The organism is Arthrobacter subterraneus (assembly GCF_900099735.1).
Lineage (GTDB): Bacteria > Actinomycetota > Actinomycetes > Actinomycetales > Micrococcaceae > Arthrobacter_D > Arthrobacter_D subterraneus.
In genome coordinates, this window is sequence record NZ_FNDT01000001.1 from 75,311 (window position 1) to 91,789 (window position 16,479).

The following is a 16,479-nucleotide window of genomic DNA, read 5'->3' on the forward strand; positions in this document are numbered from 1 at the left end:
TATGCCAAAGCAGTCTGTGCCCGCGGATGACGTTCCCTGTACGGCACCTGTGAACCAACCGAAAGCCGTCGCCCTCGTCCATTGTCCCGCATCACCAACGACGCCGGCGCGTGCGTTTCGCTGCTGGCATAGCCCGGTGGACGGCCCCCAAACGGCACCATAGAATCGCAGTCAGGCGGACCCCTGGGGATATATGCCCTTGCGCGACGGTGGTTCGCCGGTTCCCGGAGCGCCCGGCGGACACTGCTGAAGGGTCATGAATGAAGCCAAGCATCACACGCATCGGCTCCGCGGCGGGTGTTGGGGCCCTGGCTCTGATGGTTCCGCTTGCCCTTGCACCCGCCCACGCCGTCGATCCTGTCGACTTCAGCTCCGGGACGACGGTTATCGATCAGGCCGATGTCCTCTCGGAGACTGAGGAGCAGCAGGTCGAGCAGTCAATCGAGCAGCTGCAAAGCGAACACGGATACACGCTCCACGTTGCCTATGTCGACTCCTTCACCAATCCCTCAGATCCCCTCCAATGGGCTATCGCCTCCGCCGAGGCCAGCACGTTCCAGGCTGATGACGCAATCTTTGTGGTCAGCGTCGGTGAAAGCAGGGGCGGCATCCTGGCGGACAGCTCAAGCGAGGTGGACAGTCAGTCCGCCGCCATCTACCAGAGCTTCGCCAGACCGGAGCTGAGCGACGGCGACTGGACGGGCGCCGCGCTGGCAGCCGTCACGGGTGTCGACCAGGTGCTCGACGGCGGCTCTGTCGGTACCGCCGAAACTGCAGCGGATACCGGAGGCGGAGGCTCTTTCCTCTTTCTTGGCGGATTGCTGGTCCTTGCCGGGGTGGGCGGCTACTTCTATCTCCGGTCAAAGCGTGGAAAACCCGCCCCCCAGCAGACCCAGCACGCCTCCGAGATAGAGTTCGGTCCCGGCCGCGGCGCTGACGGGCAGGTACTCGACCCGCTGGCCTCACTCAGCGTGGAGGACCTGCGGCGGCGTGCGGGAACGCTTCTCATCGCCGCAGATGACGCCATCAAGTCAAGTGAACAGGAACTTGGCTTCGCCCAGGCACAGTACGGCGATGACGCCGTCAAGCCGTTCGCCGAGGACATTGCTGTAGCGAAGGCGCACATGAGCGAGTCGTTCAAACTGCAGCAGCAGCTCGATGACCACATTCCGGACACCGAGGAAGACCAGCGGAAGTGGCTCGGGGACATCATTCGCCGGTGTGAGTCAGTGAACGCCAGCCTCCAGGAACACAAGGCTGACTTCGACGCGCTCCGCAAACTCGAACGCAACGCCCCGCAAGCGCTGGCGGACGCCCAGGCGGCGGCCGCCGACGTCGGAACCCGGCTCACCGCGGCGGAGGAAACCCTGCGACAACTGCAGAACCGGTATGCACCCTCAGCCACCTCGCAGGTCGAGGACAACGTACAGCAGGCACGTGAGCGTCTGCAGTTCGTCGACAATGCCGCCGCCACCTCCCAGAGGCACCTCTCGGACGGAAACACCAGCGCCGCCGTCGTTGCCGTCCGCGCCACCGAGGAGGGCGTGCACCAGACCAAGGTGCTCCTGGACGCCATCGACCGCCGAGCCGCTGAGCTCTCATCCGCTGAACAGGAGATGGAGCGGGCGGTGTCGGACACGGCCCAGGATCTCGCCCAGGCCCAGGCGATGGTCGCGGCAGGGTCCAACCCGGAACTTGCCGGGCCGGTGGCGGGGGCACGCGCGGCGCTGGAGTCGGTCAGGCAGGAAATCTCGTCGGGCCGGATCGACCCGGTGGCCCTTCTGCAACGCGTGGAGAACGCACACACGCAACTGGACGCCGCGATCGGCGGAGTCCGCGACCAGGCGGAACAGACCCGGCGTGCACGCGAAAGCCTGCAGCACACCGTCATGGCAGCCCAGTCACGGATTTCCGGCACCGCGGACTACATCCGCGCCCGCCGCGGCGGTGTGGGCAGCGAAGCGAGGACGCGCCTGGCGGAAGCCGAACGCAATCTCGACTACGCGCTGCGCATCCAGCAGGATGACCCGGTGACCGCCTTCTCCCATGCGCAGCAGGCATTGGCGCTTGCCGAGCAGGCCGGCCAGATCGCCCAGAGTGATGTGGAGGGCTTCGGTGGCAGGATGGGAGGCTTCGGCGGAGGCGGCATGTTCGGCGGCCGCGGAGACGGCATGGGAGGCGCGCTGCTCGGCGGAATCCTGATCGGCTCCATTCTGAACGGAGGCGGCCACGGCGGCGGACTCTTCGGCGGCGGTGGCGGCGGATTCAGCGGTGGAGACGGCGGCATGTTCGGCGGCGGCGGCTTCGGGGGCTTCGACGCCGGCGGCGGCGGCTTCGGTGATTTCGGGGGCGGCTTCGGAGATTTCTAGGTGAGCGATCAACAGGCAATGAACTATTCAGGAAGATCGAAAGGTATCCCATGGTAAAGCAATCGATATTCGGACGTATGGCCACGCTGGCGAAGGCCAACATCAACGCGCTGCTCGATCAGGCGGAAGACCCGCAGAAGATGCTCGATCAGATGGTCCGCGATTACTCGAACAGCATCGCCGAAGCGGAAAGCGCCGTGGCGCAGACCATCGGCAATCTGCGCATGCTGCAGGAGGATTACAACGAGGACCGCGAGAACGCGCGCAACTGGGGCAACAAGGCGCTGGCGGCGTCCAGGAAGGCCGACGAGTACCGTGCATCCGGTGACACCGCAGACGCAGAGAAGTTCGACAATCTGGCGAAGGTAGCCATCCAGCGCCAGATCACTGCGGAAAACGAGGCCAAGGGAGCCGAGCCGACCATTGCGTCGCAGACAGAGATTGTCGACAAGCTCAAGGCCGGGCTGAACCAGATGAAGGGCAAGCTCAACGAGCTGACCAGCAAGCGCGATGAGTTGATCGCACGGTCCCGCACCGCTGCAGCGCAGGCCCAGGTGCATGACGCCATGAAGAGCATCGACTTCATGGACCCCACCAGTGAAGTGGGCCGCTTCGAAGAGAAAATCCGCCGCGAGGAAGCCCGGGTCCTCGGTCAGGCCGAACTGGCCAATTCAAGCCTCGATTCCCAGTTCGAGAGCCTTGAGGACCTCGGGGAACAGAGCGAGATCGAGGCACGCCTCGCTGCGCTCAAGTCAGGCAGCGCCGCCTCGAACGCACCCTCCGCCATCGAGCAGGGCGAGGAAAGCCCCAAATACTGATCCTGCCCTCAGACGGTACGACGGCGGTCTTCCACAGGCCGCCGTCGTCCGCTTTTAACGCCGTCGTCTATCAACGCCTCCGGTCGCTTCTCAAAGGGACCGTCCGCTTCAACGGGACCGTCCGCTCTCAAGAACCACGCCGCGCATCAACGCAGCCGGCCGTCGTCCGCGGTGGAACCGGCCGCCGGTAGATTGGCACCATGGCCCTGACTGTAGTGTGGCTCCGCGACGATCTGCGCCTTGCCGACAACCCTGCCCTCCACGCCGCCGCAGAACGCGGTGAGGTAGTGGTCTGTTACGTCCTTGACGAGGTCAGCGAGGGGATCCGGCCGCTCGGCGGTGCAAGCCGCTGGTGGCTCCATCACTCGCTCACCGCGCTTGGCGCGTCACTGAAGGAACGCGGCATGGAGCTGATACTGCGATCCGGTCCTGCGCAGGCTGTGGTGCCCCGTGTGGCTGCAGAGTGTGAAGCGGATGCCGTCTTCTGGAACCGGCGGTACGGACTGGCCGAGCGGACACAGGATGCTGCCCTCAAGGCCTCGCTGGGCGACGGCGGATACGCCGTGCGGAGCTTCCAGGCGAACCTTCTGTTTGAGCCGTGGGAAGTGACCACGGGAAGCGGCACTCCCTATAAGGTTTTCAGTCCGTTCTGGCGCGCGTGCCGGAACCGGCCGGCGCCGCGGGCGCCTCTCGGTGTTCCGGGGTCGCTGAATGGCCCGGTGACGGAGTCTGAGGACCTTGCGTCGTGGCGGCTGCTCCCGTACGCCCCCGACTGGGCAGCCGGCCTGCGGGAAACCTGGGATCCGGGCGAGCACGCTGCGCAATCCCGCCTGCAGCACTTCCTGGCTGAAACCATTGACGGGTACGCCCGTGCACGCGAACTGCCCGACACCGAGGGAACCAGCCGGCTGTCACCGCATCTGCGCTTCGGCGAGATCAGCCCGTTCCAGGTGTGGCAGCTGGCCGGGGCCGATTCCGGGACTGCAGCCGCAGGTGATCTGACGGTTTTCATGCAGGAGCTCGGCTGGCGGGAATTCTGTTGGCAGCTTCTCTATCATCAGCCGGATCTGGCCACCGCGAACTACCGTCCCGAATTCAATGCGTTCCCCTGGCAGCAGCCCGTCGAAGAGGAACTGGACGCCTGGCGTTACGGCCGCACAGGCTTTCCGCTCATCGACGCGGGCATGCGCCAGCTGTGGCATACCGGATGGATGCACAACCGGGTACGCATGGCAGCCGGATCCTTCCTGATCAAGAACATGATGGTGGACTGGAGGGTCGGCGAACAGTGGTTCTGGGACACCCTGGTGGATGCCGACCCTGCAAACAACCCGGCGAACTGGCAGTGGGTGGCCGGTTCAGGCGCCGATGCGGCACCCTACTTCCGGATCTTCAATCCGGTGACGCAGAGCAAAAAGTTCGACGCCGACGGCGGTTACCTTCGCCGGTGGATTCCGGAGCTGCGCTCCGCCGGCAATGTCCATGAGCCGTGGAAGGAAGGCGTCAGCGGCTACCCTGCGCCTCTCCTGGACCTGAAAGCCTCGAGGGATCAGGCCCTGAGCGCGTATCAGGATCTTCGGCAGGCCTAGCTGCCTTCATGGAGCGCCGCTTGAGCACTTCAGGTACTGCGATCCAGAGCACGAGGATGAGGACGGCGAGACTCACCGCGGTAATGGTTCCGGCCGTGCGGTTCAACACGATGTCGAATATCAGTCCGGTTGTTCCGACAAGGACGAGTGCCACCAGCACCATGGTCGCTCGAAGAATCCGGTCGGCATTGCGGACAAGTGATTCCTTGATCCGCAGGCGGAAAAATGTCCGGTGCATGATCACCGTACCCAGCAGCAGGGCCGTGATCAGCGAGGAGAGCACCACCAGCGACAGGTAGATGGTGATCTGGAACGAGTCGAGATCGGTGAAACGGGACTGGAAGGGCAGGGTGAGCAGGAAGCCGGTGAGGATCTGGATACCGGTCTGAAGCACACGCAGTTCCTGCAGCAATTCGAGCCAGTTGCGGTCTACACGCTGCAGCGCTGTTTCCCCGCGTTCCCGGTCTCCGCCCACCGTGCCCTGATCGATCATGGACATAGTGTAGGTGAGTCGGGGAGAAATGGGCCGGAGAACAACAATGGTCCTGGAAGCTGGGCTTCCAGGACCATTGTCCTTTGTTGCGGGGGCAAGATTTGAACTTGCGACCTCTGGGTTATGAGCCCAGCGAGCTACCGAACTGCTCCACCCCGCGGCGTGATTACTACTTTACCCGCCGCGGGGTCGGATCCCAAATCGGGGCCATCTCCCCCTATTGGCCTGCGTCGCCGGACGCTCCGGAGAGCCGCGATTCAGCATCCAGCGCCCGCTGCAGTGCCTGGTCGAGACGCTCCTGCGCTTCACCGTAGGCGGCAAAGTCACCTTCGGCGAGGGCATCCTGGCCCTCCTGGATCGCCGCATTTGCTTCCTCGAGCGCTGCACGAAGGTCAGCCGCGGGATCCCCGGTGCCGGGCTCTGCCGGCGTGGTGGGCTCCTCCGTAGGCTCCGCCGTCGGCTCCTCGCCCGCAGGCGGCGCAGCCGGATCATTCGGAGTCTCCCCGACGTTTTCGCTGTCCCCGGTTTCAGCACCGGAATCGCCCTGGAAGACCTGGTCGAGGGCTTCAGCGAGGGTCGGCGCAAACCCGACCTGTTCACCGAAGCTCACCAGGACACGCCGCAGGACGGGGAAGGAAGAATCACCGGAGGACTGGACGTAGACGGGCTGGACGTAGGCAATACCTCCACCGATGGGCAGCGTCAGCAGGTTGCCGCTGATGACCTCCGAGGCACCCTGGCGCAGCAGGTTAAGCTCCTGGGAAACCTCGGTATCGGAGTTGAACAGGTTGGCGGCCTGGCCCGGTCCCACGGCGGAATCCTGTCCGGAGGAATCGAGCAGGCGCAAGGCACCGTAGGTCTCAGCCTTCACGCCGTCTTCTCCGGTACCGGCATCACCATCCGCCGCGAGGAAGCCGTAAAGGATGTTCCGCGGTTCCTGGCCCTCGGGAACAAACGGGATGAAGGGAGTAGTGAGCGAGAAGCTTGCCGACTCCTGGTCGGGCATCTGCAGGGAGAGGTAAAACGGCGGCTGCTTGACCGCCCGCTCACCGTCCTCCAGAGTGGGATCCACCGGCACCGCCCAGGCCTGGTTGTTGCTGTAGAACGGCTGGGTCTGGGTCACGTGGTACCTCGCCAGCAGTTCACGCTGGACCTTGAACAGATCCTCCGGGTACCGCACGTGAGCCATGAGGTCCGCCGACATCTCACTGTACGGCTGCAGGGAGGAGGGGTAGATCTCCTGCCAGGCCTTCAGGATCGGATCCTCATCGTCCCACGCATACAGGTCTACGGAGCCGTCATAGGCGTCAACCGTGGCCTTGACGGCATTCCGGATGTAGTTGACCCGCTCAGCCGGAAGGGCCGTGGAAACCCCTGTCGCGGTGAGCGAGTCGACCGTGGCCGACTGGAGCTCCTGCTGCGTCGAGTATGGGTAGTCAGCGGTAGTCGTGTACCCGTCGATGATCCACTTGACCCGTCCGTCGACGATCGCCGGGTAGGTGTTGCTGTCCAGCGTGAGGTACGGCGCCACCTTCTCGACCCGGTCAACCGGGTCGCGGTCATACAGGATCTGGGACTGATCGTTCACCTGGTCCGAGAGCAGGAGATCCGTGGACTGGAACTTCAGCGCGTACACCAGCCGGTTGAAGAAGTTCCCGACAACGGGGCCTCCGTCTCCCTGGAAGGTGCTGCGGGCCTCCTGGTCCGACTCCTCCGTCTGGGGCCTGTCGATCTCGAGCGGCGTCGCGCCCTCGGGTGCGCCGACAATCGAATACTCCGGCGACTCTTCCCCGAAGTAGATACGGGGTTCGAACGTGCTCTCGTCGCCCAGCAGGCCCGTGGAGGGGATACCCGACTGGATGAACGCCGGTCGACCGTCCGGCTGGACTGTCGATCCTGCCGCAGCGACGACGCCATAGCCGTGGGTGTAGTACACATGCTCGTTGATCCAGCCGGCAGGCACACCGGCCGTGTTGAGTTCCCGGACTGCAATCACGGTGTCCTCGATCTCGCCGTCGATTTCATAGCGGTCGACGTTCAGGATTTCCGGGAACTGGTAGTACTGGCGGAACTGCTGGAGCTGGCTGAAGGCATCGCTGACGAGGTTCGGATCCAGCAGCCGGATGTTGGCGGTGGTCTCGCCGTCCTCATTCAGGGCCCCCTCCTGGGGAACCTCCTCGACGCCGTAATCGGTGACCTGCACCCCGTCGAGCCCGTAAGCGGCCCGCGTCATCTCCATGTTGCGCTCGATGAACGGCTCCTCGCGGCTGAATTCCGAGGGCACAACCTGGAAGCGCTGGATCACCCAGGGGTAGACGCCGCCGGCAAGGATGGCAGTGATGACGAGCATTGCCGTGCCGATGACGGGCAGGCGCCAGCGGCCGATCACCGCGGAGACGATGAAGAGGACCGCAACGATCACGGCAGCCGCAGCGAGGATTGCCTTGGTGGGAATGACGGCGTTCACATCGGTGTAAAGAGCACCCGCCCATTTGCCGCTGCTGCTGGTGACTGTGGCGTACCGGTCAAGCCAGTAGTTGACCCCCTGCAGGATCAGGAAGAGGGCCGCGAGGACCGCAATATGGGTGCGCGCCGCCCTGCTGGTGAACAGGCCCTTCTCCTCAAGGCGGATGCCGCCGTACAGGTAGTGGGTGAGCACCCCTGCGATACCGCTGATCACGGTGACGCTGACGAGGAAGCCGAGCAGGAAATTCAGGAACGGGAGGGTGAAGACGTAGAAACCAATGTCGAGGCCGAACTCCGGATCGGTCTGTCCGAACGATTCAGAGTTGAAGAACAGGAGCATCCGCTCCCACTGGGAGGAAGCCGCGGTACCCGCAAACGCTCCAAGCACAATGGGAATGCCGAGAATCAGCAGCCGGCGGATCGGTTCAAGCTGAGCCTGGTAGCGGTTCAGGTTGTCCTGCACATTGCTGTCCGGAGCATAGATGGGCCGTGACCTGTAGGCGATCCGCAGGCTGAAGTACACGCTGGCGGCCATGATCAGGAACGCGGCCACGAAGAGGCCGATCCGGGACAGGTTCTCGGTGACGAAGACCTCGAGGAAGCCGAGCTGGTTGTACCAGAGCACGTCTGCGTACACCTGCGAGAAGTATACGAAGCCGATGACGAGCAGCCCGAGAACGATCAGCGTCGGCACCAGCGGTCCGCGCCGCCGGCCTGGGGATGAATATGGTTGGCTCGGCCTGCTGCTGAAAGGCCGGTCTGGTCCGGATGTCACTATTACCTCATCCTTGGGGGTACGGGTGTGCTGGGTGCGCTCAGCGGCGCACGATCCACTGTTGTTTATTCTGCCCTGTGCACGTCCGGGCCACACAATTCAGTTCCGCGTGCGGGTAAGCACCCCTGAATCGTGTCCCAATCGTGTCCATCCTCACCCGGTTACGGCGGTCAGTCCGGTTACGGGCGGTCAGTCCTCACAGGACGGGAGCCGTGCGGCGTCGTCGTTCTCTTCTCCCAGCGTGCGGACTGCGGTGACCGCGTCCCCGAGGGTTTCGACGCGGATGACCCGGAGGCCGTCCGGAATGTGGCCGACCACCTCCTCGCAGTTTGCTGCCGGAGCGAGGAAGACCTCGGCGCCGGCCTCCTGCGCGCCCACGAGTTTCTGGCGGATCCCTCCGATCGGCCCGACGTTGCCGGCCGAGTCGATGGTCCCGGTCCCGGCGAAGTGCTCTCCCCCGGTCAGTGGGCCCTCCGTGAGTGTGTCCACGATACCGAGGGCGAACATCAGGCCGGCTGAGGGTCCGCCGACATTGTTGAGTGCGATGTCGACGTCGAATGGGAACTGGAATTCGGACATGAGGAACACCCCAAGCTGATAGTCGCCGGACTCGCCCTGCACCGGTTCGACAGTTTCCACGACCGTCTCTCCATCCCGGGTCACAGTGATGTCGACGCTGTCCCCCGCTGCCGCATTCAGCGCATCCTTCAGTGGCTGCAGCGCCTCGATTTCCATGCCGTTGATCCGGGCCAGCCGGTCGCCCTCCTCGAGGATGCCTTCCGCTGCTGAGTCGGGCGCGAAGCCGACAACGGAAAGCGTCTCTTCATACTCGATGCCGAGATGGCCGAGCGCCGCGGCAACGGCAGACTCCTGCGAGGAAGTCATGGCCTCCGCGTTCTGCTGTTCGATGTCCGCCTCGGAGATGTCGGGCGGGTAGACCAGTTCGCGGGGAGTGACAGCCTGGGCCGGATCCGCCCAGGCACGAAACGCGTCGAAAATGCTGATTTGTTGCCCTGGCCCGCCGGCAACGAAGACGGTCGTAAGGTCCAGTGCCCCGTCTGTGGGGTACGTCTGGCGCCCTTCGACGGTGATCAGGGGTTCGGCATTGAATTCCCCGATGGTGTTGAAAGTGGGACCGGGTGACTCAACGACGTAGGGCGAAGGCAGCAGCACAGCCGCGGCGCCGAGCCCCAGGGCAAGCAGCCCGGAAACTGACATCACCGTGAAGCGAGGGTCCCGTTTGGCGGCCTCGTGTTCTGGCCGGTTCATATCCTGGGAGAGCGGCTGGGTCAACGGTGTCACCTTCGGGATCGGGGAGCCCGGAACACCCGCCGCCTGGCGGGACGCAAGGGCGTCACACCCCAAGGGTACAAGCCGATCCGGCTGCCGCAGCGCGCCGGCGGCCGCTGCTTTGCCTAGAGCGAACTCCCGCCGGGGGTGCGGGACATCCCGGGGTGCTGCCGGTAACGTTTGAGATCCTGACCGCCACTTGCCAGTGGAGGATTCCAGCCGCCCGGAGAGCTTCCCCTTTCTGCGGGGCAGTCCCGCGGCTCCAGGATTTTCGAGCAGGATTCGACCAAAGGACCGGTGGTATCGATGAGTTCCAATCCGTCGAATAACGACGACGACACTCCCAAGGACCCCCTCTCCGAGATGCTCGAGCGCCTCATGGGCGGAAACATGCAGGGCATGGACCCCCAGGAGATCGCGAAGGCAGCAGGCCTCCCGAGCGATCCCCAGGCCATGGCGATGATGATGCAGCAGGTGCAAGCCATGTTCTCGGCGCAGTCCGAAGGTCCGGTTAACTGGACCCTCGCCCATGACCAGGCACGGCGGGCTGCGTCAGCCGGCGGTGATCCCTCGGTGAGCAGCACGCAGCAGCGCGAGGTGGACGAGGCGCTGCGCCTTGCGGAAATGTGGCTGGATCCCGTGACCGATTTTCCAGCCACGGCGCTGCTCGGCAAGGCGTGGTCCCACGCAGAGTGGGTCGAGGCAACCATGCCCACCTGGAAGCGGCTGACCGAGCCCGTCGCCACCAGCATCGCCCTGGCACTCTCCAACGCCATCACCGAGCAGATGCCCGAGGAAATGAAAACCATGATGGGCGGCGCCGCCTCCATGCTGCAGAACATGGGCGGCGCAATGTTCGGCATGCAGCTCGGGCAGGCGGTGGGTGCGCTGTCGCGCGACGTCGTGAGTTCAACCGACATCGGCATCCCGCTCGCAGAAAACAGCATGGCGCTCCTGCCTGCCAACGTGGCAGCGTTCGGGGAGGGGCTCGACATCTCCGACTATGACGTGCGGCTGTTCCTCGCCGTCCGTGAGGCCGCGCACGTGCGGCTCTTCACCCAGGTGCCGTGGTTGACGGGCCACCTGCTGGGGGCGATTGAAAGCTATGCGCGAGGCATCCACATCGACATGTCCAAAATCGAGGAGGTTGCACGGGATATAGATCCGTCCAACCCGGAGTCCCTGCAGAGTGCACTCTCGGAGGGCGTGTTCATGCCGGAACGCACCCCCGCGCAGGAGGCAGCCCTGGCCCGTCTGGAAACCACGCTGGCGCTGGTCGAGGGTTGGGTGGATGAGCTGACCGCAGCAGCCACGGCGAAACTCGAATCCTCGGGAGCGCTCCGCGAAATGGTCCGCCGCCGCCGCGCCACCGGGGGTCCTGCAGAGAATGCGTTCGCTTCCCTGGTCGGCCTGGAACTTCGGCCGCGCAGGCTGCGCGACGCTGCGGTCCTGTGGGAGCAGCTGCGCCAGGAGCGCGGGATCGCGGGGCGCGACGCCATCTGGCAGCACCCGGACCTGCTTCCCACGCCGGAGGATCTCGATGACCCGGCCGGTTTCGCCAGGCGCCAGCTGGCCGAGTCGGATGACGCAGATGTGGATGCCGCCCTGGCGAAGCTCCTCGACGGCGGGTTCGAGGAACGCCCCTCCGGGGAGGAACCGGCCGGCGCTGACGAGCAGGATCCGGAGGAAGGTCCGGACGGTTCCGGCGAAGGCAGCGGCCCCCGGTGAGCGTGAGCGTCTAGCGCCCGCTGAGGCCGTGGTCTGCGGCGTACGCGGCACCGAGCAGGAACGCCTTGGCGGTTTCGGTCTGCGGGTAGCCCTTCAGCAGCGCCCAGAACGCCTCGTTGTGCGAGGGTTCTATCAGGTGCGCCATCTCGTGCAGTATCACGTAGTCGATCACCCAGTCGGGCATTCCCTGCAGTTTGTGGGACAACCGGATGGAGCGGGAGACGGGCGTCGCCGATCCCCAGCGGGAATTCTGGTTGGTCACCCAGCGGATGCTCGACGGAAGACCCCGCCCCTGCAGAAACTGCGCGGACAGCGCTTCAGCCCGTTCGCTCAATCCGGACTCGGAATGGGCGGGCCGCACCGACTTGGCGTGCAGCCTGGCCACCATTCGTTCCACCCACTGCTTTTCCTGTCTGGCGGAGAAGGAAGCCGGGATGGACACCACCGCCACGCCGTCGCGCAGGTCCACGCTCACAGTCCGGCGGCGTCGCGCGGACCTGCGCACTTCCACCGGATAGGGTCCGGGCTGCGGGGCACCCTCAGTATTCACCGGCGTGCTCCTTCCCCGCTCAAGCGCTTAGTGGCCCTGCGCGAGGACATTGAGCACCGACTCTCCATAGCGGTCCAGTTTGGCCGGCCCTACCCCCGCCAGCTGTGCCAGTTTCTCCAGTGAGTCTGGACGCGCTTCCGCGATGGCCACGAGCGTGGCGTCCGTGAAGACGACAAAAGCCGGAACCTCCGTCTCCCGGGCTGCCTGCAGACGCCAGTTCCGCAGCGCCTCAAAGGTCTCTTCACTGTAGTTGGCAGGGCAGTCCCCGCAGCGTCCGATTTTGCGTTCGGCACCCGTGCCCAGGACTTTTCCGCAGGTACGGCAGTGTGCGGGCGCCGAAACTTTCCGCTCCTTCCGCACGGTGGGCTGCCGGAAGGAGCGGGGGCCGCTGGATTCCGGGCGAAGACCGTCGAGGAACCGGGAGGGCTTGCGTGATGCGCGTCCCCCGGGAGTACGGGAGGTGGACCAGGAAAGGGCCAGATGCTTGCGGGCACGGGTAATGCCGACGTAGAGGAGCCGGCGCTCCTCATCCACGGCGTCAGGAGTGTCCGCGAACGAAATCGGCATGAGCCCCTCGCTCAGTCCCACCAGGAACACGGCGTCCCATTCGAGGCCCTTGGCGGAATGCAATGACGCCAGGGTGACGCCCTGGACCGTGGGCGCATGCTGGGCTGAAGCGCGTTCCTCCAGCTCCGCGACGAAGTCCTGCAGGGTGAAGCCCTGCCCTGAACGGGCCTGGTGCAGCTCATCAGCGAGCGAAACCAACGCAGCGAGCGACTCCCACTTTTCCCGGACGGCACCGGAGCTCTGCGGAGCCTCCCGCGTGTACCCGAGGGAGGCGAGGACGTCGCGAACCAGTTGGGGAACGTCTTCGTTCGTGGCTGCGCGTGCGGCGGCACGGAGCTGAAGCAGGCTCTCGCGGACCTCGCGCCGGGCGAAGAACCGTTCGGCTCCGCGCAGCTGGTATCCGATTCCGGCGGCCGCCAGGGCCTGCTCATAGGCCTCCGACTGCCCGTTGGTCCGGTACAGGATGGCGATCTCGCTCGCGGGCACACCCTCGGCGATCAGGGTTCCGATGCGCCGGGCGACATCAGCCGCCTCGGCCTCGTCATCGCTGCATTCGGTGAAGCTTGGCGCCGGCCCGGGCTGTCTCTGCGCAATAAGCTGAAGCGGCGTGGCCCAGCTTCCGGTTCCCCCGCGGCGTTCTGCCTCGTCCGTGCGGGCAGCAAGCAGAGAGTTCGCAAGGTGGACGACCTGCGGTGTGGAGCGGTAGTCCCTCACCAGTTTGATGACCTGCGCGTTGGGATACCTCCCGGTAAATTTAAGGAGGTGGGCGCTGGTGGCTCCGGTGAACGAGTAGATGGTCTGGCTGGCATCCCCCACAACGCAGAGCTCTTCCCGCTCCCCCAGCCAGAGATCCAGGAGCCGCTGCTGGAGCGGTGACACATCCTGGTATTCGTCAACGACGAAGTGCCGGTACTGGGAGCGGACGGTCGCTGCAACCTTGGCGTCTTCCTGAAGTATCCCCACCGTAATGAGCAGAACGTCCTCGAAGTCGATGACGTTGCGGTCCACCTTGAGATCCTCATAGGCGCTGAAGAGGCGGGCCACCGTGGTGGCGTCCATGCCGGCCGGTTCCACCCGCCCGCGGGCAGCCTCGACATACGTGTCCGGCGTGAGCATTGAAACCTTTGCCCACTCGACCTCGGCAGCGAGGTCGCGGATGGTTGCCCGGTCAGTACTGAGCCTGAGCCGGCGTGCAGCCTCCGCGAGAAGCTGCGCCTTGTGGTCGACAAGCGCGGGAAGCGTTCCGCCCACAGCCTGTGGCCAGAAATATTGCAGTTGGCGGAGCGCCGCCGCATGGAAGGTGCGCGCCTGCACACCATGAGCCCCGAGATCCCGAAGCCTGGTCCGCATTTCCGCGGCGGCCCTCGCCGTGAAGGTCACGGCCAGGACCTGCTGCGGCTTGTAGACACCCGTATGCACTCCGTAGGCAATCCGGTGCGTGATTGCGCGCGTCTTTCCGGTCCCGGCTCCTGCCAGCACACACAGCGGGCCGGTGAGCTGGGACGCTACGGCCCGCTGCTCGTCATCCAGTCCGGCAAGGATCCGTTCTTCGACCGTCCCCTCCACTATGGCCTCCCGGCCGACGGCTCTTCATCCAGGGGACCGCCGTACCAGTATTCGATGAGCGCGCGGGCGATGGAAGCGCCGGACGCGACAGAGATCCGATCTTCTTTCAGGCCGGTGAAGAGGTCCTCCCTGGTGAACCAGCGCACCTCCCGGATTTCGACGCCGTCGGGCACGGGAAGCGCATGGGAGGCTTTAGCTGTGAATCCGAGCATCAGCGACGCGGGGAACGGCCAGGGCTGTGAGCCGAGGTAGGTGGGAGAGTGAACCACAATTCCGGATTCCTCCTCCACTTCACGGACCACCGCCGCCTCCAGTGACTCGCCGGGTTCGACGAAGCCGGCAAGCGTTGAGAAGCGGTTCTCCGGCCACGCGGCAGAGGACCCCAGAAGCAGCCGGTCTTCCTCGTCCGTGACCGTCACGATGATTGCCGGGTCGGTGCGCGGAAAGTGCAGGCTCTCATCCGCCGGGCACCGCCGAACCCAGCCGCCGTCGATGGGACTGGTGGGTTCTCCGCAGCGGGGGCAGTGGGTGTGGGTGGCATGCCAGTTCGAGATGGCCATGGCTTCCACGAAAAGGCCTGCCTCCAGCGCCGATAATCCTGCGGCGGCTTCCCGGAGTCCGACCCACGACGCCTCTGCTGCCAACCCTTCCTGGATGTCCTCGTGCTCCACCAGCACGATGTGCGTACCGGTGGGCAGATGCTCCGTTGCTTCCGCCGTGCTGCCGAGGTAGATGGGGTTTTCCGGCCGCGCAACATCTGCCACGGAGCTCAGCATCAGCCTGCCGCTCCGAAGGGGCGAGCGCTTCCGCGCGAGATGAAGAACGCGGGTGGCGGGCTGTTCCCACAGCCGGTCAAACAGCCCGGGCGAAGCGCGGAAGGTGGAGCCCCGATCAGCCGTGCCGCGTGCCAGCGGTAGGGATCCGAGTGGAGGGAGGCTGGCAATTCCGGCTGCTTGCATGCCGACGGCTTGGGTCATATTTCTACGGTACGGTCCCGCACCCCCAAATGGATATTCGACGGGGGTTTCTGGAGGAATAGTGCGCGCGGGCGGCGACTCGCCGCCGAGGACAATGGGGCCGGTGACCTCCCGCCCTTACGGTGGATGGTGTGAAACGCTCACCAATGGAACTTGCGGCCCTTGCCAGTGCGGCCGTGCCGGGTCTCGCCCCGACCGGCGTATCCACCGCACCCGATGACCCGGCCGATTTTGAGTCCGCACTGCTCATCGACGATTCCGGCAAGCAGTGGCGGGTCCGTGCGCCGCGCCACACCGAGGCGAGCATGAGGCTGGAAACGGAACTGCAGGTGCTGCGAGCGTTCACGCCGGGTGTACGCGCAGAGCTTCCCTTCCTTGTCCCCCATGTTGCAGGCACGGTCCGCATCGGCGACCTGCGCACCTTTGTCTATTCGCACATCGAGGGATCCACCCGCTCGCTCGACGAACTGGCCGCCGGAGGGCGGGAGCTGGCAAGGGAAATCGGACGAGCGATAGCGGCTGTGCATGAACTGCCCAGGACGCTCGTCAGTGAAGCCGACCTGCCGGTGTATGAGGCCAATGAAGTCCGCCAGCGGCGGCTCAACGAACTCGACCAGGCCGCCACCACGGGCAGGATCCCGTCCGAGCTCCTGCGGCGGTGGGAGCATGCACTGGAGGACGTCTCGCTCTGGCGGTTCAACCCCACGGTGGTGCACGGGGATATCCACGAGGACAACCTGCTGCTTACCGCGGGACGGGTCTGCGCTGTGACCGGGTGGACCGATCTCTCGGTGGGAGATCCTGCAGATGACTTCGCCTGGCTTGCAGCTACGCAGGACGCAGACTTCGCCGACGAGGTGCACGAGGCTTATATCGCGGCGCGTTCCGATGCGGCCGACAACCATCTGCTGCGCAGGGCCGCCCTGGCGGCCGAGTTTGCCCTCGCCCAGTGGATGGTGCGCGGTCTCGCGTTGGGTGATGACGGGATGGTCGATGAGGCTGAGGAGATGATGCGATCGCTCGCTGCTGACCTTGCTGCGGAAGAAGCGGCGCTGGCTGCCGAGGCGGAGACAGAAGACACCACCACTGGCGAGGGGTATGGAAACCGTGCCTGGGATGATGAGGAGACCGGCAGGGAGGGCGCGGTCTCCCCCTCCGGCAACGCCGACGGCGACGCTTCCGACGGAGATGCTTCCGACGGGGCGGCCGGCGAACCGCCGGTGAGGACCCTACAGGGGCGGGAAAACCTGGAGACCTCTGCGCTGCCCGTGGTGCCCCGCGGCTGACGCTG

The 16,479-nt window shown here is 65.3% G+C and carries 11 protein-coding genes and 1 tRNA gene; 5 read left to right on the forward strand and 7 right to left on the reverse strand.

From position 1 onward, the window contains the following. Positions 1–260 precede the first annotated feature (260 nt). From BLS52_RS00330 to BLS52_RS00340, 3 genes are all read left to right on the forward strand, one after another. Positions 261–2,369, forward strand: coding sequence for a TPM domain-containing protein (locus BLS52_RS00330; RefSeq protein WP_090584114.1), 2,109 nt, complete (start codon positions 261–263; stop codon positions 2,367–2,369). Between the two features lie 50 nt (positions 2,370–2,419). After that, on the forward strand, positions 2,420–3,187 hold the full coding sequence (locus tag BLS52_RS00335) for a PspA/IM30 family protein (RefSeq protein WP_026544161.1): 768 nt from the start codon (positions 2,420–2,422) through the stop codon (positions 3,185–3,187). A gap of 200 nt (positions 3,188–3,387) precedes the next feature. Further along, positions 3,388–4,776, forward strand: coding sequence for a cryptochrome/photolyase family protein (locus tag BLS52_RS00340; RefSeq protein ID WP_026544162.1), 1,389 nt, complete (start codon positions 3,388–3,390; stop codon positions 4,774–4,776). Here the strand turns inward: BLS52_RS00340 and BLS52_RS00345 are convergent. The 4 genes from BLS52_RS00345 to BLS52_RS00360 all read right to left on the reverse strand — a co-directional run bounded on the left by BLS52_RS00345 (position 4,691) and on the right by BLS52_RS00360 (position 9,812). Next, entirely contained in the window at positions 4,691–5,269 is a 579-nt protein-coding gene (locus BLS52_RS00345; RefSeq protein WP_139186208.1) for a DUF6328 family protein, read from the reverse strand. The two genes, BLS52_RS00340 and BLS52_RS00345, sit on opposite strands and share 86 nt — an antisense overlap. An 86-nt stretch (positions 5,270–5,355) precedes the next feature. Next, positions 5,356–5,429: transfer RNA gene (locus tag BLS52_RS00350), tRNA-Met, on the reverse strand. A 57-nt stretch (positions 5,430–5,486) separates the two neighbouring features. Continuing rightward, positions 5,487–8,432 (reverse strand): UPF0182 family membrane protein, encoded by a 2,946-nt coding sequence (locus BLS52_RS00355; RefSeq protein WP_175460073.1) that lies wholly within the window; start codon positions 8,430–8,432, stop codon positions 5,487–5,489. Positions 8,433–8,699: 267 nt separating this feature from the next. After that, positions 8,700–9,812, reverse strand: a complete 1,113-nt coding sequence (locus BLS52_RS00360; RefSeq protein WP_400582296.1) for a YlbL family protein — start codon at positions 9,810–9,812, stop codon at positions 8,700–8,702. A 294-nt stretch (positions 9,813–10,106) separates the two neighbouring features. On the opposite strand from BLS52_RS00360, the gene BLS52_RS00365 reads away from it, so the two are divergent. Then, positions 10,107–11,528 carry a zinc-dependent metalloprotease gene (locus BLS52_RS00365; RefSeq protein WP_090584115.1) on the forward strand — a complete coding sequence of 474 codons (1,422 nt, stop codon included), beginning with the start codon at positions 10,107–10,109 and terminating at the stop codon, positions 11,526–11,528. 10 nt (positions 11,529–11,538) lie between these two features. On the opposite strand, the gene BLS52_RS00370 is transcribed toward BLS52_RS00365, so the two are convergent. Genes BLS52_RS00370 through nudC form a run of 3 tightly spaced genes read right to left on the reverse strand, consistent with a single transcriptional unit; the run spans position 11,539 to position 15,188 of the window. Beyond that, on the reverse strand, positions 11,539–12,078 hold the full coding sequence (locus BLS52_RS00370; protein ID WP_090584116.1) for a M48 metallopeptidase family protein: 540 nt from the start codon (positions 12,076–12,078) through the stop codon (positions 11,539–11,541). Positions 12,079–12,105: 27 nt separating this feature from the next. Further along, positions 12,106–14,211, reverse strand: a complete 2,106-nt coding sequence (locus tag BLS52_RS00375; RefSeq protein WP_090584117.1) for an ATP-dependent DNA helicase UvrD2 — start codon at positions 14,209–14,211, stop codon at positions 12,106–12,108. After that, complete coding sequence (gene nudC / locus BLS52_RS00380; protein ID WP_245702635.1) at positions 14,211–15,188, reverse strand: NAD(+) diphosphatase; 978 nt, start codon at positions 15,186–15,188, stop codon at positions 14,211–14,213. Before nudC ends, BLS52_RS00375 begins: the two co-directional genes overlap by 1 nt. A gap of 131 nt (positions 15,189–15,319) precedes the next feature. Here nudC and BLS52_RS00385 point away from each other — a divergent pair, with 131 nt between their 5' ends. Continuing rightward, entirely contained in the window at positions 15,320–16,474 is a 1,155-nt protein-coding gene (locus BLS52_RS00385; protein ID WP_090584118.1) for a macrolide 2'-phosphotransferase, read from the forward strand. Positions 16,475–16,479 lie beyond the last annotated feature (5 nt).